18 protein-coding genes are annotated in these 17,014 nt (G+C 65.3%); 5 read left to right on the plus strand and 13 right to left on the minus strand.

The window, feature by feature from the left end; all coding sequences use genetic code 11:
- Positions 1-28 precede the first annotated feature (28 nt).
- Together AC3WLX_RS20910 and rpe are read right to left on the minus strand one after the other, a co-directional pair.
- A complete protein-coding gene (locus AC3WLX_RS20910) occupies positions 29-628 on the minus strand; it encodes a hypothetical protein (RefSeq protein WP_492337418.1) in 600 nt (199 codons plus the stop codon).
- A gap of 47 nt (positions 629-675) precedes the next feature.
- Positions 676-1,377 (minus strand): ribulose-phosphate 3-epimerase, encoded by a 702-nt coding sequence (gene rpe / locus AC3WLX_RS20915; RefSeq protein ID WP_492337419.1) that lies wholly within the window; start codon positions 1,375-1,377, stop codon positions 676-678.
- Between the two features lie 254 nt (positions 1,378-1,631).
- Here rpe and AC3WLX_RS20920 point away from each other — a divergent pair, with 254 nt between their 5' ends.
- Positions 1,632-2,396, plus strand: a complete 765-nt coding sequence (locus AC3WLX_RS20920) for an EF-hand domain-containing protein (RefSeq protein WP_291630115.1) — start codon at positions 1,632-1,634, stop codon at positions 2,394-2,396.
- 13 nt (positions 2,397-2,409) lie between these two features.
- Here AC3WLX_RS20920 and AC3WLX_RS20925 read toward each other — a convergent pair whose 3' ends face one another.
- The 3 genes from AC3WLX_RS20925 to AC3WLX_RS20935 are packed head-to-tail and all read right to left on the minus strand — an operon-like array spanning position 2,410 to position 6,555.
- Positions 2,410-2,622, minus strand: coding sequence for a KTSC domain-containing protein (locus tag AC3WLX_RS20925; protein WP_291630113.1), 213 nt, complete (start codon positions 2,620-2,622; stop codon positions 2,410-2,412).
- 53 nt (positions 2,623-2,675) lie between these two features.
- Positions 2,676-3,671, minus strand: a complete 996-nt coding sequence (locus tag AC3WLX_RS20930) for a P1 family peptidase (protein ID WP_492337420.1) — start codon at positions 3,669-3,671, stop codon at positions 2,676-2,678.
- Between the two features lie 58 nt (positions 3,672-3,729).
- The gene (locus AC3WLX_RS20935) at positions 3,730-6,555 is read right to left on the minus strand and encodes a PAS domain S-box protein (protein WP_492337421.1); all 2,826 of its coding nucleotides are present in this window, start codon (positions 6,553-6,555) and stop codon (positions 3,730-3,732) included.
- Between the two features lie 228 nt (positions 6,556-6,783).
- Here AC3WLX_RS20935 and AC3WLX_RS20940 point away from each other — a divergent pair, with 228 nt between their 5' ends.
- Positions 6,784-7,170, plus strand: coding sequence for a response regulator (locus AC3WLX_RS20940; RefSeq protein ID WP_291622645.1), 387 nt, complete (start codon positions 6,784-6,786; stop codon positions 7,168-7,170).
- Positions 7,171-7,248: 78 nt separating this feature from the next.
- Here AC3WLX_RS20940 and AC3WLX_RS20945 read toward each other — a convergent pair whose 3' ends face one another.
- From AC3WLX_RS20945 to AC3WLX_RS20965, 5 genes are all read right to left on the minus strand, one after another.
- On the minus strand, positions 7,249-8,367 hold the full coding sequence (locus AC3WLX_RS20945) for a branched-chain amino acid ABC transporter substrate-binding protein (RefSeq protein WP_291622647.1): 1,119 nt from the start codon (positions 8,365-8,367) through the stop codon (positions 7,249-7,251).
- A gap of 164 nt (positions 8,368-8,531) precedes the next feature.
- A complete protein-coding gene (locus AC3WLX_RS20950) occupies positions 8,532-9,266 on the minus strand; it encodes an ABC transporter ATP-binding protein (RefSeq protein ID WP_291622649.1) in 735 nt (244 codons plus the stop codon).
- Entirely contained in the window at positions 9,263-10,096 is an 834-nt protein-coding gene (locus AC3WLX_RS20955; RefSeq protein WP_492337422.1) for an ABC transporter ATP-binding protein, read from the minus strand. Before AC3WLX_RS20955 ends, AC3WLX_RS20950 begins: the two co-directional genes overlap by 4 nt.
- Complete coding sequence (livM, locus tag AC3WLX_RS20960; RefSeq protein ID WP_492337423.1) at positions 10,093-11,412, minus strand: high-affinity branched-chain amino acid ABC transporter permease LivM; 1,320 nt, start codon at positions 11,410-11,412, stop codon at positions 10,093-10,095. Before livM ends, AC3WLX_RS20955 begins: the two co-directional genes overlap by 4 nt.
- 11 nt (positions 11,413-11,423) lie before the next feature.
- Positions 11,424-12,341 (minus strand): ABC transporter permease subunit, encoded by a 918-nt coding sequence (locus AC3WLX_RS20965; RefSeq protein ID WP_291622656.1) that lies wholly within the window; start codon positions 12,339-12,341, stop codon positions 11,424-11,426.
- A 259-nt stretch (positions 12,342-12,600) separates the two neighbouring features.
- Between AC3WLX_RS20965 and AC3WLX_RS20970 the strand changes: the two genes are divergently transcribed.
- Both AC3WLX_RS20970 and AC3WLX_RS20975 read left to right on the plus strand, forming a co-directional pair.
- Positions 12,601-12,780, plus strand: coding sequence for a hypothetical protein (locus AC3WLX_RS20970; protein WP_291622658.1), 180 nt, complete (start codon positions 12,601-12,603; stop codon positions 12,778-12,780).
- 269 nt (positions 12,781-13,049) lie between these two features.
- A complete protein-coding gene (locus tag AC3WLX_RS20975; RefSeq protein ID WP_492337424.1) occupies positions 13,050-13,574 on the plus strand; it encodes a hypothetical protein in 525 nt (174 codons plus the stop codon).
- Here the strand turns inward: AC3WLX_RS20975 and AC3WLX_RS20980 are convergent.
- The 3 genes from AC3WLX_RS20980 to AC3WLX_RS20990 form a co-directional block, all read right to left on the minus strand.
- A complete protein-coding gene (locus tag AC3WLX_RS20980) occupies positions 13,536-13,928 on the minus strand; it encodes a carboxymuconolactone decarboxylase family protein (RefSeq protein WP_097658268.1) in 393 nt (130 codons plus the stop codon). The genes AC3WLX_RS20975 and AC3WLX_RS20980 overlap by 39 nt on opposite strands.
- Positions 13,929-14,036: 108 nt before the next feature.
- Positions 14,037-14,819 (minus strand): 3-oxoadipate enol-lactonase, encoded by a 783-nt coding sequence (gene pcaD, locus AC3WLX_RS20985; RefSeq protein WP_291622664.1) that lies wholly within the window; start codon positions 14,817-14,819, stop codon positions 14,037-14,039.
- Positions 14,820-14,918: 99 nt separating this feature from the next.
- The gene (locus tag AC3WLX_RS20990; protein ID WP_291622666.1) at positions 14,919-16,274 is read right to left on the minus strand and encodes a 3-carboxy-cis,cis-muconate cycloisomerase; all 1,356 of its coding nucleotides are present in this window, start codon (positions 16,272-16,274) and stop codon (positions 14,919-14,921) included.
- 168 nt (positions 16,275-16,442) lie between these two features.
- Here AC3WLX_RS20990 and AC3WLX_RS20995 point away from each other — a divergent pair, with 168 nt between their 5' ends.
- Positions 16,443-16,889, plus strand: a complete 447-nt coding sequence (locus tag AC3WLX_RS20995; protein WP_291622668.1) for an SRPBCC family protein — start codon at positions 16,443-16,445, stop codon at positions 16,887-16,889.
- Positions 16,890-17,014 lie beyond the last annotated feature (125 nt).

Genomic DNA, 17,014 nt, shown 5'->3' on the forward strand with positions numbered 1-17,014 from the left:
CGGATGAGTACGGATTTGAGTTGCAATTTTAGGCATTGCGCGCCGCACGATCCGTAGAAGCCGCAGTTTTTTCCGGGGGTGAGCGACGCATCTTGCCGGCGCGAGCGTCGGCGAGGATGCCGCGGACGTGCGCGGGGTTGCGAACGCAGCGAAAGCCGTAGCGCCCGGTGTAGTCGGTATCGGGCGAGCGCGTCGACCGCCCCGATGCGAAGTTGAGGTGGCCGGCACCGCGGCCGATGTCGAGGATTTCGAAGACTGCATCCATGCCCTCGAACGAGGTCTGGCTCACCGTCCGTCTGCCCCAGGCGGTGCGCAGGATCAGCGCGCGGCGATCGGTAATCACGTAAAGCGTTTGCAGGTCGTGCAGCAGCATCACCAGCGGGGCGGCAACCATCGCAATCCCGACCATGACGAGCGGTTGAACCGCCTGGTCGATCCAGCCGGCGCTGAATGCGAGGACGGTCAGCAACAGCCAGGGAAATCCGATCCACCAGAGAAATCGCCACATGGCCGCGCGGGCGATGCCGTCTGGCTGCCCCCGCCAGACCACCCGCTCTCCATCGCGCAAGGACTCGGCGAGAAGGCGAAGCAGGCCCGCCGAAAACGGAGTTGCGCGCAAGTCATCCATTGCCGTTGGTCGCAGCGGCCGCCGCACGAGTTCGGACGGCGATGGCCTCAAATCGCTTCGCCGCGGGCCCCCAGTGCCGCATTGCGGATCGCCGCGATGTTGGTCTTGTAGGCTTCCTGCGTGCCGCCCTTGAACACGGAGGTGCCGGCGACGAAGGCGTTGGCGCCGGCCGCGGCGAGCGGGCCCGCGACGTCGGGACCGACGCCGCCGTCGACCTCGATGTCGATCGGGCGTCCCGCCGTCATGGCGCGGATGTCGCGTATCTTGGCGATCGCGGAGGGGATGAAGGCCTGGCCGCCGAAGCCGGGATTGACCGACATCACCAGAACGAGGTCTACGAGGTCGAGGACGTATTCGAGCGCGCTGATCGGCGTCGCCGGATTGAGCGAGACGCCGGCCTTCTTGCCGAGCGCGCGGATCGCCTGCAGCGAGCGGTGCAGATGGGGACCTGCCTCCGCATGCACGGTGATGTGGTCGCAGCCGGCTTTGGCGAAGGCCTCGAGATAGGGATCGCAGGGCGAGATCATCAGATGCGCGTCGAAGATCTTCTTCGTGTGCGGGCGCATCGCCTTGATGACGTCAGGGCCGTAGGAGATGTTGGGAACGAAATGTCCGTCCATCACGTCGAGATGGATCCAGTCGGCGCCGGCGGCATCCACGCTGCGCACCTCCTCGCCGAGCTTGGAAAAGTCCGAGGCCAGGATCGAGGGGGCGATGGCCAAAGGGCGGGGGACGAAGGCTTGGGTCATGGCGCATTTTCCCGTGGCGACGGACGACGAAGGGCCTCGCCTAACATGGGCCTCCGTGGCGGGCAATGCAGGAGGGGCGGGCTTCCTGTGGGCGGAAATTTCTGCCGCGGCCGGCATGAATTGCCGACGTTCCCGCGGTCTCCACGAACCGACGGATGCGGATTTCGTTGAGCTTTTCGCGATGGCACGGCGCTTGCTGACTTCAGCCGCAGAAATATTGGTCGCGGCATGCCGCGCCCCATTGGAGTTGTGCAATGTTGCTCGCCCTTGGTGCGGTATCGAGCGCGCTCGGCGCGATCCAGTCGCTGGCGAATGCGAAATCGTCGTCGGCGGCGCACAAGACAGGCTCCTCGCAGAGCGCGGCGACCAATCCGTTCGCGATCGACAGCGGCAGCAGCAGCGCGACCGCCGCGACCTCCTCGGTCAACCCAGGCAAGCATCCGCAGATCTCGCCCGAGACGATGAACGCGCTGTTCGCGGTGCAGGGCCAGTCGGCCGACGGCGCGGGCGCGACATCCTCAACGACGAAGAGCCGCGAGGCTGCGCTGAAGGACCTGTTCTCACAGATCGACGCGGACGGCAACGGCAAGATCACCAAGTCCGAGTTCGAGGACGCCCTCGGCGCCGGAGGCACCAATCTGGCGAAGGCCGGCGAGGTGTTCTCCAAGATGGACGCGAATGCGGATGGCGACATCGATCTCGGAGAGATGACGAAGGCGCTCCGGGGCGGCCAGGGCCATCACGCGCAGGGTGTCGGCGGCGCAGGCGATGGCTCGGACTCCTCGTCGCAATCCGGCGGCGGCTCGACGTCGACCACGACGACCAATGCCGATGGCTCGACAACCACCACCGTCACCTATGCCGACGGCTTCAAGATGTCGACCACCGTGCCTGGCGCTTCCAGCACTTCGAATGCCAACGGCGGCGGCAATTCGCCTTATGACTGGTTCGGGCAAATGATGCAGCGTCAGGCGCAGGCTTCGGCGGGGTCGGCATCATCGATGTCGATGAGCGTGTAAGCGCGCCCCGAGGCTAACCCGCATATTCGTGCGTGATGTCACGATAGACATAGCGGTCGCGGATCTCGCGATTGAAGAAGATCCCTTTCGAGCGCGCTTGACTGAATGCAGCGGCGGCCTCGGGCGGGACGTCCTCGTAGAGGTAGATCCTTCCGCTGACGAAAGTCACCTTCAGCTCGCGCGTATCCGGCGCATATCGAAAGAAGCGGATCACGGACGACGGCATGACGAACATCTCGGCCCGCCGGGACAACGCCGTATCAGCCGTTTCGTTTCTCCCTAGCCGAACTTGTCCTTCCACGCCGGCAGTGCACCGGGGAACGGCAGCGCGGTCGCGCTGTACACGCCGCTTGCGATCGCGCGTGCGACCACGTTGGCGGCGACCATGCCGAGCTCGGTGAGCCCCACCAGCGGCTCGATCGGCTTCTCGCAGGTGGCCGCGGCAAACAGCACGTCGCCGTCGAGCGGGGCGTGCACAGGATAGATCGCGCGGGCAAATCCGGTCTGCGCGATCATGGCGAGCCGCTTGGCCTGCGCCTTGCTCAGGATCGCGTCGGTGACGACGAGGCCGATCGTGGTGTTCTCGCGCTCGCTCGCGGCCGGCCCGCCCTTGATGCGCATCGCCAGCATGTCGGGCGTGAACGCAGGCGGAAGGCCCCGGCCGCCGAACTCGCCGTTTTCCTCGAACGGCGCGGCCCAGAACCAGGGACCGTTGCCGACGGTGACGCTGCCGACCGCGTTCACCACCATGATCGCGGCGACCTTGACGCCGTTCGTCGTGATGGCCGACGCCGAGCCGATTCCGCCCTTGAAGGTGGCGGTGGTCGCGCCCAGACCGGCACCGACGCTGCCGAGCGCGAAGTCGGTGCCTGCGTTGGCGGCTGCGGCATAGCCGAGATCGCGATAGGGTGAGAAGCGGCCCCAGGCCTTGTTGCCGCCGTTGAGCAGGTCGAACACGATTGCGCTCGGAACGAGGGGCACCACGGCGTCCCGGACCCTGAAGCCGCGGCCCTGTTCGGCGAGCCAGGCCTGCACGCCCCCGCCTGCATCGAGGCCGAAGGCGGAGCCGCCTGAAAGCGCGATCGCGTCGACCCGCTCCACGGTATTGGCGACGTCGAGCGTCGAGGCCTCGCGTGTGCCGGGGCCGCCGCCGCGAACGTCGATCGCGGCGACCGCGGGAGAATCGAAGATGATTGCGGTGACGCCGGAAGCGACTTTCGCATCTTCGGCATGGCCGACCCGGACGCCGGCGATATCGGTGAGAAGATTCTTCAAGACGACCTCGTCACTGAGAGCATTTCGCGATCTGCGATAGCGCAGCGATGCCGCAGGCTCAACTGGAGAGCGCGGCCCTCAGCATCTTGGCGAGCTCGGACTTGCGGTAGGGCTTGGCCAGCAGCAGCACGCCGGAATCGAGCCGGCCGTGATGGACGATGGCATTTTCGGTGTAGCCCGAGGTAAACAGCGTCTTCAGGCCGGGGCGGCGCTTGTACGCTTCGTCCGCCAACTGGCGGCCGTTCATGTTGCCGGGCATGATGATGTCGGTGAAGAGCAGCTCGATGGTCGCGTCGCTGTCGATGATGGTGAGGGCCTCGGCGGCGTTGGCGGCCTCGAGCGCAGTATAGCCGAGGCTCCTGACCTGCGTCACGACATACTGCCGCACCAGCGCATCGTCCTCGACGATCAGGATCTTCTCGTTGCCGCCGGCGATCGGCGCGTTCTGCAGCGCCTCGAACTCGGTCTCCTGCACGCCGGTTGAGCGCGGCAGGTAGATCTTCACGCTCGTGCCGTGGTCTTCCTCGCTGTAGATCTTGATATGGCCGCCCGACTGCTTGACGAAGCCGAACACCATGCTGAGGCCGAGGCCGGTGCCCTTGCCGACCTCCTTGGTGGTGAAGAACGGATCGAACACCCGGTCGATCAGCTCGGCGGGAATTCCGCTGCCGGTGTCGCTGACCGCAATCATCACGTAATTGCCGGCGACGACGTCGGGATTCATGCTGGCGTAGCCGTCGTCGAGGAAGATGTTGCGGGTCTCCAGCACGAGGGTGCCGCCCTCCGGCATGGCGTCGCGCGCGTTCAATGCGAGATTGAGGATCGCGGTGGACAGCTGGCCCGGATCGACCAGCGTCGGCCAGGCATCCTCGGTGAGCTGCGGCATGATGGTGATCTGCTCGCCGAGCGTCGGATGCAGTAGCTTGGCGGCTTCGAGCACCAGTGCGTTGACGTCGATTTCGCGCGGCTGGAGCGGCTGCTTGCGGGCGAAGGCGAGCAGATGCTTGGTCAGCTGCGCGCCGCGCTCGGCGGCGTCGTCGATCAGCTTGGTGATGGCGGCAAGCTCGGGCCGGTCGGCGACGGCGTCGCTCAGAATGCCGATCGTGCCCGTGATGACGGTCAGCACGTTGTTGAAATCGTGGGCGACGCCGCCGGTCAGTTGGCCGATCGAGTCCATCTTCTGGACCTGCCTGAGCTGGGCCTCGGCAGCCTGCTTGTCGGTGAGGTCGCGGCCGATGAAGAAGTGGCGCTTCACCGGCTCCGACCAGGTGCCCATCCAGTTCAGCGCGACCTCGTGGCCGTCATAGTGGTAGTAGCGCGCTTCGAAGCTGCGCTTGACTGCCCCGCGACGGGCTGCACGCATCTCGCTCCGCGTCTTTTCGAGATCGTCGGGATGGATGAACTCGGTCGCGCTGTGCCCGACCATGTCCTCGGGGCCGTAGCCGAGAATGGTCTTCACGCTCGGGCTGACCTGGACGAAATTGCCGTAGCCGTCGGTGACCAGGATCAGGTCCTGCGACGTCTCGAAGATGCGCTGGCGCTCCTCTGTTTCCCGGCGCAGCTTCTCTCGGGCCTGCTTTTCTTCGGTGATGTCGTGGGCAATTTTGGAGGCGCCGATGACCTCGCCGTCATCCGTCCGCAGCGGTGAGATGTTCAGGACGACGTCGAGGGGGCGGCCGTCTTTCCGGATGCGCACCGTCTCGTGTTGAGCGATCGACTCATTAGCGGCGATCCGGTTGAGGATGCCCCTGACCTCGCCCTTGCGATCCGGCGGCACGATGATGTCGATCGGCTTGCCGACGGCTTCGGCGGCGGAGTAGCCGAACAGATGCTCGGCGGCCTTGTTCCAGCCCGTGATGATGCCATCGAGCGACTTGGTGATGATGGCGTCATTGGATGACTCGACCACGGCGCCGTACAGGGCGAGGCGCTTGCCGAAATAGTCGCGTTCCGAGGCCGATTGCTGCCGCAGCTTTCCGACGAGGCCCACCGTACGCGCCTGGACGCGAACATTCTCGATCAGCAGAACCGCGAGCACGAAGGCCGCCGCGGCAAGGCCATAGAGGCGGCCGGCATAGAAGCCAAGATCGAAGCGCGCGACGTTGACGATCGCCGACAGCGCGATGTCGAACAGCCAGGCGCACATCACGACCATCAGCCAGACGTCGATCACCGTATGCGGCCTGCGGAACCAGAGGGAGACGAGGGCGGCAAAGCTCAGCGACCACACGAACGACACGACTCCGATCATGGTCGTCGTGTAGCGGCCCTCGCTGAGCAGGACCGGCAACAGATCGTGCTGCGCGGTGACGATCCATGCAAAAACCACGATCGCGGCGATGACGCCGAGCACGCTGGCACAAATCGCGCGGCCGGCCGTGCCGCTGATCTGGGGGCCACCATCCTTATCCTTGAGCCAGGCGTAAGCCATCACGCACAGTGGAAAGCCGGCGTGCCAGATCATGTAGAGCCAGACCGTAGTCTGGCGGCCCCCGCCAAAAAGCCCGGCCGGTGCGAACAGTCCGGGAAAGGTGAGGGCATGAACCAGCGCCGCCGCCGCGGTGAAGAGATAGCCGCCCGCGAGCCACAGCAGCGCGCGGGTGCGCAAGATCACGAATTGCGACAGCAGCAGCACGGCCGTGACGATGTCGCTCACGGCGAGCGCGGATTGATAGGAGGCGACGAAGGCCGGAACATGCGGGAGCGGGGTCCCCGCGAAGGGCACGGCCGCCGCGAACAAGACAGAGGACACGCCGACAATCGTGAATGCTGCAGCGCGGTCGGTCGCAGTGGCCGGCATGGTCGAAAGAAAGGTGCTTCGGTCCATTATTGCAGACACGTCCACCTCGCGCAGGCCGGTCTTGGGCAAATCGGTTTTGAGCATTTCCGCAAGTCTCATTCGACCGGCACTCCGCTCATGGTAGCCGGTTCTTGGCGCGCATCGTGAACGGACGGCTGCGACTCAACCGAAAGTTACAGTTTACTTAATCCCGGGGGGAGCACAGAACAAAGATCGGGTAAGGTGCGCTTTACTGGACGGTGCCATTATGCAGGCCGCTACGGCGGGTTCCACGTAGGATCAGACGATTTTGCCGATATCGGGAGATGTTCCATGCCCCGCGTTCTCATCATCGACGATCAGAAGGACGTCCGTGCAATGGTCGCGATCGTGCTTCGGGTTCATCATTTCGAGGTGGTGGAAGCAGAAACCGGTGCGGCCGGGCTGAAGGCGTTCGCGGAAGGCTCCTTTGACGCGGCGATCGTGGACATCTTCCTCGGGGACACCAGCGGCATCGACGTGATCAACAGCCTGCGCGAGCGCGTGCCGGCCCTCCCCGTCATTGCGGTGTCCGGGATGACGACGTTCGATTTCATGGAGCAATCACCCCACCTTGGCAACGTGGCCTGCCTGCAAAAGCCGTTTCGGCCGAACGATCTGCTGCAAGCTCTGCGCAAGGCCCAGGCAGCGGTCGCCGGAGCCCTGCCCGAGGCCGTCTGATCCCGCCGCAAGAAGAAGCGCCCCGGGGGTAGCCGGGGCGCGGGGGTGTGTAGTGGCGGTCCAAAGCGGGCAGCGCGCTCAGGTGCCGCCGCCGGTGATCTCGGCGTAGCCGCCCTTGGCGTCCCACTTGTAGACGACGTAGTCGATCTGCTTGATGTCGCCCTTGGCGTCATACTCGATCGGGCCGATCACGGTGTCCCACTTGCCGGCCTTGATCGTCTCCATCACCTTCTTGGCGTCGGTGGTGCCGGCCTTCTTGGCCGCCTGCGACCACACCTGCATCGCCGCATAGGTGTAGAGGGTGTAGCCTTCGGGGTCGATGTTCTTGGCCTTGAAGGCCTCGACGATCTTCTTCGCCGTCGGCTTCTTGCGCGGGTCGGGGCCGAAGGTGAACAGCGTGCCCTCGCCGGCGGGACCGGTGATCGAGGCGTACTCCTTGTCGGCGAGCGCGTCGCCGGCCATCAGCACGGTCTTTAGGCCCTGGTCGCGCATCTGACGCAGGATCAGGCCGCTCTCCTGATGGTAGCCGCCGACAAAGACGAGGTCGATATTGTCGCGCTTCAGGCGGGAAACGATCGCGTTGAAGTCCTTGTCGCCCTTGTTGTAGGACTCGTACATCTTCTCGGTGATGCCGGCCTTGTTGAGCGCCTTCTTGGTCTCGTCGGCAAGACCCTTGCCGTAGGTGGTCTTGTCGTTGAGGATCGCGATGTTCTTGCCCTTGTAGTTCTTGGCGATGTACTGCGCCGCGATCAGGCCCTGCTGATCGTCACGGCCGCAGACGCGCGCCACGTTCCAGAGCTTGCGCTCGGTGAACAGCGGATTGGTCGAGGCCGGCGTGATCTGGAGTACGTTGCCGTCGGCATAGGCTTCGGACGCCGGGATCGACGACGACGAGCAATAATGCCCGGCCACGAACGGGATCTTCGCGCCGGCGATCTTCTCGGCGATCGAGCGCGCCTGCTTCGGGTCGCAGGCGTCGTCCTCGACGGAGAGCGCGAGCTTCTTGCCGTTGACGCCGCCGGCGGCATTGATGTCGGTCACAGCCATCTCGGCGCCGTTCTTCATCTGGCGGCCGAAGGCGGACTCGCCGCCGGTCATCGGGCCTGCGACTGCGACGGTGACATCCTGCGCGAATGCCGCGCTCGACAGCGCGAGCGATGCGCCGAATGCCAGACCGATGAGCTTCAGTGATTTCATGAGATACCTCGCGGGTGGTCGCCTGTGGAAGTTGCCGGGGCGTGCCCGGTTCAAACCGGCGCCATTCTTGAATGAATTCGAGGAGAAGTCACCGGCAAAATACGGGCATTTGCGGAAGATATGGCGCCACATTCGGCCGCATGCGCCGGGCCCGGAGCCTGCCGTCAGCCGTGGCGGCCACCTTCCAGATAGGCGGCGCGAATCTCGGGGCGCTGCAACAATTCGGTGCCGGTCCCTGCCAGCGTGATCAGGCCATTGACCATGACATAGCCGCGATGGGCGAGCTTGAGCGCATGGTTGGCGTTCTGCTCGACGATCAGGACGGTCAGGCCGTCCTGCCGGTTGAGGGTCCTGATGGCGTCGAAGATCTGCCGGGCGATCAGCGGTGCCAGTCCAAGCGAGGGCTCGTCGAGCAGGAGCAGACGGGGGCGGCTCATCAGCGCGCGGCCGATGGCCAGCATCTGCTGCTCGCCGCCGGAGAGAGTTCCGCCGCGCTGGCCGTAGCGTTCCTTCAGCCGCGGAAACAGCGCGAAGACGCGCTGCAGTGTCGCCTCGCGCTCAGCCTCCGTGCAGTCGGTGGCATCCGCCCCCATCTGGAGGTTTTCCGCCACGCTCATGCGCGGGAAGATGCGGCGGCCTTCCGGCGACTGTGCGATGCGCAGATGTGCGATCTCGTGGGTGGGCACGGTGGTGATGTCGCGGCCTTCGTACAGGATCTGTCCGGCGCGGGCCCGCGGCTTGCCGAAGATCGTCATCATCAACGTCGACTTGCCGGCGCCGTTGGCGCCGATCAGCGCCACGATCTCGCCGGCATTGATCTCGACGTCGACGCCCTTCAGCGCCTCGATCTTGCCGTAGGCGGCGCGAAGACCGCGGATCGCGAGCAGGGGCGACGTCACGTCCCGCTCTCCATCACGGCCACGGCCTCGTCCTCGTCCGCGCCGAGATAGGCGGCGATCACCTTGGGATCGTCGCGAACCTCCCGTGGCGTGCCTTCGGCGATCTTCACGCCATGATCCATCACCACGATGTGGTCGGAGATCTCCATCACCACCGACATGTCATGCTCGATCAAGAGGATCGAGGTGCCGAGCTCGTCCCGGATCGAGAGCAACAGCTCGCTCAGGGCCGCGCTCTCGCGTGCATTGAGGCCGGCCGCCGGCTCGTCAAGGCACAACAGCGCAGGCTCGGTGCACATGGCCCGGGCGATCTCGAGCCGGCGCTGGTCGCCATAGGCGAAATTGCCCGCGGCATCGTCGGCGCGGTCGAGCAGATTGACGCGCTTCAGCCAGTCGGTGGCAAGATCGATCGCGCGTTTCTCAGCTTCGCGGTAGGAGGGGGCCCCGACGAGGCCGAGGAAGGTGAAGCCGGAGGCGCGCAACAGCGCGTTGTGCTGCGCCACCATCAGGTTTTCCAGCGCGGTCATGCCGGGAAACAGGCGGATGTTCTGGAACGTGCGCGCCACCCTGGCCTGCTTGGCGATGCGAAAATCGTTGAGCCGCTCCAGCGCGACAACTTTGCCGTCGTCATGGCTCAGGCGAATGGTGCCGCCGGTCGGCTTGTAGAACCCGGTAATGCAGTTGAAGACCGTGGTCTTGCCGGCGCCGTTCGGCCCGATCAGCGCGGTGATCTTCTTTCGCTCGGCGGTGAACGACAGGTCCTGCACGGCGACGATGCCGCCGAAGCGCATGGTGAGCCGCTCGACGCTGAGAATGGTGTCGCCGCTCATCCGTGCCCCTCCTTGACGAGGTCGGAGGAGATCGCTTTCGCCTTGGTCAGATACACGGTGGGCGCGCGGTGGCCGACCAGGCCGCGCGGCCGCCAGATCATGATCAGCACCATCGACATGCCGAACACCAGCATGCGGTAGTTCTCGAGGCCGCGGAACAGCTCGAAGCCGCCGATCATGGCGAGCGCGGCAAGCGCGACGCCGAGCTGCGAGCCCATGCCGCCGAGCACGACGATGGCGAGCACCAGCGCCGATTCCTGGAAGGTGAAGGATTCCGGGCTGATGAAGCCCTGGCGGGTGGCGAAGAAGGCACCGGCGAAACCGCCGAACATGGCGCCGGTCGCAAACGCCGTGAGCTTGGTGGTCGTGGTGTTGATTCCGAGCGCGCGGCAGGCGACCTCGTCCTCGCGCAGGGCTTCCCAGGCCCGGCCGATCGGCAGACGGCGCAAGCGGATCGTCACCCAATTGGTGAGCAGTGCAAGCGCCAGGATCAGGTAGAACAGGAAGACGATGCGGTGGGTCGCCGAATATTCGATGCCGAGCCTGGCGGCCAGCCCGTCATCGCTGTTGTCGAGCGGGATGCCGAAGAAGGAAGGACGCGGAATGCCGGAGACGCCGTTCGGGCCGCCCGTCAGATCCTGCCAGTTGATGATGACGAGCCGGATAATCTCGCCGAATGCGAGCGTCACGATGGCGAGATAGTCGCCGCGCAGGCGGAGCACGGGGAAGCCGAGCAGCACCCCCCAGAACGCGGCGAGAATGCCGGCGAGCGGCAGGCAGATCCAGAACGACCAGCCGAAATTGGTGGCGAGCAGTCCGTAGGAATAGGCGCCGACCGCATAGAAGGCGACGTAGCCGAGGTCGAGCAGGCCGGCGAGCCCGACCACGACGTTCAACCCCCAACCCAGCATCACGTAAGTGAGCACGAGGATCGCGAGGTCGAGGATGTAGCGCTGATTATAGAAGATGACGGGCACCAGCACCGTGAAGATCAGCAGCGCCGGCGCGACGTAGCGGCCGAGCAGGGACACGCCGCTTTGCACGGCCGGCGGCACCAGCTTCTCGGCGCCGGTCGTCCCGATCCATTGCCGCAGCAGTTCGATCACGATCGAGCCGCCGAACACCGCGGCGACGAGCGAGGCCAGCTCGCCGAATCGCGTCCAGTAGGTGAGCTGACCGTCCGAGCCCGCCTCGGTGCGGATGCCGACCATCAGCGAGAACAGCACCAGCGCGATGAGCGCGTTGACGAAGGCGGTCTTGAGGAGGGCGGAGATGCCCGTTGCAGGTTTGGCCGTATGGGTCGAGGGAGCTGTCACGCGGCGGTCCGTCAGACTTTTTCGACTTCGGGACGGCCGAGCAGGCCGGTCGGCATGAAGATCAGCACGACGATCAGGATCGAGAACGCCGCGACGTCCTTGTACTCGACCGAGAAATAGGCCGACCAGAACGTCTCGATCAGGCCGATCGCGAGGCCCCCGAGCATGGCGCCGGGCAGCGAGCCGATGCCGCCGAGCACGGCGGCGGTGAAGGCCTTGATGCCGGCGACGAAGCCCATGAAGAAATCGACCAGGCCGTAATAGAGCAGGTACATCAGGCCCGCGACTGCGGCCAGCGCGGCCCCGATCACGAAGGTCATGGAGATGGTGCGGTCGACATTGACGCCGAGCAGCGCCGCCATGGTCTGGTCCTGCTCGCAGGCGCGCATGTCGCGGCCGAGGCGGGTGCTCGACACCAGCCAGGTGAAGATCGCCAGCAGCACGATGGTGGTGACGACCACCATGATCTGGATGTTGGAGAGCTGGATCACGAAGCCGTCCGGGCTCTCGTGCAGCGTGTAGCCGCCGGTGATGAAAGGCGGGATCGGCTTGACGCGCGCGCCCTGCGCGACTTGCGAATAGTTGGTGAGCACGAAGGACATGCCGATCGCCGATAGCATCGGGGCGAGGCGGAAGGAATGGCGTAGCGGCCGGTACGCGATGCGCTCGATGGTCCAGCCATAGAGCGCGGTGATCGCCATCGAGACCAGCAGCACCACGAGCAGGATCAGCGGGATTGCGGTGAGGCCGAAAGAGATCAGGATCAGGAAGGTGATCAGGGCGATGAAGCCGCCGATCATGAAGACGTCGCCGTGAGCGAAGTTGATCATGCCGACGATGCCGTAGACCATCGTGTAGCCGATCGCGATCAGGCCGTAGATGGAGCCGAGCACGAGGCCGTTGATGAGCTGCTGGGCGAAATAATCCATAAGCTGCCGTTACCCAAACTTGTCGCGGCTCAAAGGGAGCTCTTGCAGAGAGTTCTTGGGCCCCGGCAGCCCTTGAGCGTCATCTGGTTTTGTAACAGGACGGAACTGGCCGCTGCAACCGGCCTGACCTCGGCAATCCGGCTTGTACAGAGATCATTTCGCGCTTCGGTTCCCGCGTGCCGAGGAACCTGGTTCCCGGCAACCAAAATGGATGCCGCCCGTTGTCTCGTCTCTGACGTCCAACAAGGGAGTTCCCCGAATGACGAAGCAGCAGAACCAGAACCCGGATCAGCAGAGTCAGAACCCGGGCCAGCAGCGCCCAGGTCAGCAACCCGGGCAGCAGCAGGGCGGTGGTCAGAAACCCGGACAGCAGAACCAGGATCCGCGTCAGGGCGATCGGCCTGGCCAGCAGCAGGGCGGCCAGCGCGGCCAGGAATAGTAAGTTTGGGAGTCGAGGATCGAGGAGGCCCCGCCGCAAGGCGGGGCCTTTTCTCTGCTTGGCGTCATTCCGGGGCGATGCGAAGCATCGAACCCGGTATCTCGAGATTGCGGGTTCGGCTCTCTAAGCCGCCCCGGAACCACAGAGCGAAATCCGGCCCAGTTAAGGTAAACAAACGGTTTAAATTGCCGCCACAGTCTGGTGCGAGTTAGCTCCGGCGAAGCCGCCGCCCTTCGAGGAGGGGCTCGGCGAACCAGGCGGGAAGCGGCATGTTCAGGAATTGGCGGATCGGTTCGGTCAACGGCGCGCTGCTGGCGGCCTACTTCATTCCGGTATGGATCCTCGTCGCTTTCAACATCATCGTCGCCCCTGTGCACGGCCTCTATGAGCGGCCGAGCGTCGCGGTGGCGCTGTACCTGAGCGACCACCTGCAAATGGCAGGCATGGACACGGTGCGCGCGGCCTGGCTGCTCGCGCTGGGACGCCTGACGGTCGTGGCGTTCTTTGCGATCTATCTCGTGCTGCTCTGCATTCCGCGGACCCGCAGAAGCGGCGGCAGCGACGAGGCACTCGGCATTGCACTGGCAATCGGCAGCCTGATCTCGTTTGCCAGCATGGTTATGGCCTCGAAGGTCGGCGAGATGGCCGCGCTGCGGCTGCATGCCACCGAGCTGCTCATGCTGCTCGGTGCCGCCGTCGTGGTCGTGATCGAGAAGCCGGCGGCGGCGCCGAAGCCGGCCGAGAGCGCCGCGCCGCTAGCTCTTGAGCAGGCCGAGCTCCTGCACAATCGCTGAGGCTTCCTTGACGGCGTGGTTGGCGGCCGGCACGCCGCAATAGATCGCCTGCTGCAGCAGGATCTCCTTGATGTCCTCGGGTGTGAAGCCCCCCTCGGCGAGCGCCGCGCGCACATGCAGGCGGAATTCGTCCCATTGCCCGAGCGCGACCATTGTGCCGATCACCAGCACCCGGCGCGTGCGCTCGTCGAAATGCGGCCGCGTCCAGATCTCGCCCCAGGCATAGCGTGTGATCAGATCCTGGAAGTCGGTGTTGAAGGCATTGCGGTTCGCGATCGACTTGTCGACCCACGCATTGCCCAGCACCTTGCGGCGCACGTTCATGCCGGCATCGCGGCGCTTCTGGTCGTCCATGTTTTTCTCCGGATCAGTCATTCCGGGGCGATGCGAAGCATCGAACCAGGAATCTCGAGATTCCGGGCTCGCCTCTCCGAGCCGCCCCGGAATGACGGTGATTAACAGTTAGCGCTGCGTCAGAAATCCCACCACCGCATCGGTGAACGCGTGCGGCTGCTCGACATTGGAAATGTGTGCGGCGTCGATGATGGTCATGCTCGCGCCGGGAATGTTGGAGCGGATTAGCTCGGCGGCCGAGATCGGCGTCGCCACGTCGTGGCGGCCGGCGATCACCAGCGTCGGGCTCTTGATCTTGGGCAGCAGCGCGCGCTGGTCGAGCGTCGACAGCGCCTCGCAGCAGGCAAGATAACCCTCGACAGGGGAAGCAAGCAGCATCGACTTCATCTTCGCGGCGATCGCAGGCTCGCGCTCGCGGAAGTCCTGTGTCAGCCAGCCCGCGATCACGGCATCGGCGACGGCGGCGATGCCGCCCTCCTTCACTGCCTTGATGCGATTGTGCCAGTTTGTCGGATCAGGGTAGTAGCAGGACGTGTTGGCGAGGATGAGCTTGCCCATGCGCTCGGGCGCATTGGCGCCAAGCCATTGCCCGACCATGCCGCCCATCGACAGGCCGCACCAATGCACCTTCTCGATGTTGAGGTCGTCGAGGATCGCCAGCACGTCGCGGCCGAAGCGTTCCATCGAGTAAGGACCCGGCGGAACGTTGGACTTGCCGTGGCCGCGGCGATCGTAGCGGATGACGCGGAACAGCTGCGTCAGCGCCTTCATCTGCGGCTCCCACATCTGCAGCGTGCAGCCGAGCGAGTTGGAGAGCATCAAGGTCGGGCCGCCGTCGCGGCCCTCGACGGAGACGTTGAGCAGGCAACCGTCGGCATCGATCATGGGCATGGCATGCTCCTCGTCATGCGCGGGCTTGACCCGCGCATCCATCTTAAAAAGTGAATCTATCCAGGATGATGGATTGCCGGGTCAAGCCCGGCAATGACATCAGGAGAGATCCAGTGAATCCAGCAGCCGGTCGATGAGGGCTTGGGAAGCCCCTTGATAGGCCATCGGCTCGAACAATGCCGCAATTTTTTCCGGGGAGAGGTGCGCATTGACCTGCGGATCGGACGACAGCACCTCGCGCAGATGTTTCCTCTCGGCGACCGCGCGCTTGCTGGCGGCCTCGACCAGGTGATGCGCGTCGCTCTTGCCGATCCTGTCAGCCAGCGCGAAGGTGACCGCTTCGGCCATGATCAGCCCTTGCGTCGCATCGAGGTTGCGGAGCATGCGCGCTGCATCGACCTCGAGGCCCTCGGCAATGTCGACGATGGCGGCAAGTGCCCCGGAGGTGACCAGCATCAGTTGCGGTAGCGTCGGCCATTCGGCGTGCCAGGGTCCGGCGCTGCGCTCATGGTCCTGCACCTGGGCGGCGAAGATCGTGGCGGCGAGCTGCGGCGCCATGGTGGCGGCGCCGAGCGCGCTCGCGGCCGCGACCGGGTTGCGCTTGTGCGGCATGGTCGATGAGCCGCCGCGGCCTTCGCCCGCGGGCTCGAACGCCTCGGCGACGTCGGTCTGCATCAGCAGCGAGACGTCGCGTGCGATCTTGCCGCAGCTGCCGGCAAGAATGGCGAAGCAGGATGCAGCCTCGGCGATGCGGTCGCGATGGGTGTGCCAGGGCGCCTCGGGCAGCGGCAGATCGAGCTCCTGCGCCAGCCGTTCGGCCACCGCGAGCCCCTTGTCGCCGAGCGCGGCGAGTGTGCCGGCGGCACCGCCGAATTGCAGCGCGAGACCCTCGCGCGCGAGCCGCCGCAGGCGGCAGCGGGCGCGGGCGAGGCTCGCGGCATATTCCGCCGCCTTCAGCCCGAACGGCATCGGCAGCGCGTGCTGGAGCCAGGTCCGCGCCACCATCGCGGTGTTGCGATGGCTGCGCGCCAGTGCGGCGAAGCCCTTGATGGCGCGGCTGAGGTCGACATCCAATGCATCAATGCCGGCGCGAAGCGTCAGCATGGTCGCGCTGTCGATGACGTCCTGGCTGGTCGCGCCCCAATGCACGTAGCGCGCAGCCTCCGCGTCGGCCTTGCCGACATTGGCGGTCAGCATCTTGACCAGGGGAATCGCGAGATTGCCCGATCGCGTCGCGGCCTCGGCCAGTGCGGCCATGTCGAAGGAGTCGGCCTTGCACGCGGCTTGGATCGGGCCGACGGCGGATGCCGGAATCACAGCCGTGGCGGCCTCGGCGCGCGCCAGGGCTGCCTCGAAATCGAGCATGTTCTGCAGGGTAGACCGGTCGTCGCAGACCGCGCGCATGGCTGGGCTCGACAGCATCGGCGCGAGCAGGGGGGAGAGGGATGTGCTCATGTTGCACGCGACCTAATCACCACGGCCCGGCTGTGCCAATCCCCAACCGCCGACACATGTCTTTTTGCAGTTGCGAATATGCATGGCACGTCCTGGCCCGCCCTTTCCTTTGTCGCGTCCCTGCGTTACTTGATCAGCACTATAGTTGCGGAATCCGGGAGAGACCTCATGGCCATGACGATGAACGGCGAAGTCCAGCTTGCGGCGCCGCGCGAGGCCGTGTGGGACAAGCTCAACGACCCCGAGGTGCTGAAGGCCTGCATCCCCGGCTGCGAGGAGCTGGAGAAGACGGACGACGGCGGCTTTCGCGCGACGGCGAAGATGAAGGTCGGCCCGGTCTCCGCGCGGTTCAAAGGCAAGGTCACGCTGTCCGATCTCGACCCGCCGAACGGCTACAAGATCTCCGGTGAGGGCGAGGGCGGGGTGGCCGGATTCGCCAAGGGCGGAGCGGTCGTCAAGCTCGCGGAGAAGGACGGCGGCACGCTGCTGTCCTACGATGTCGAGGCGCAGATCGGCGGCAAGTTGGCGCAGCTCGGCCAGCGCCTCATCAATGGCGCCGCCAAGAAGCTGGCCGACGAATTTTTCGCGAACTTTGCCAAGGCGGTACAAGGCTGAAACCTATCGCCTTTCGGCATGGCGGGTTGCGTCCGGGGTGATGTTGCCCCAGGGGACAATGGCCCATATGATGGGCTGGAATAATTATAAGAACCGCTTCGACGGGACCCGTCGGGGCGCTGATA

The sequence above is a fragment of the Bradyrhizobium sp. FW305-F6 genome, from assembly GCF_058782905.1.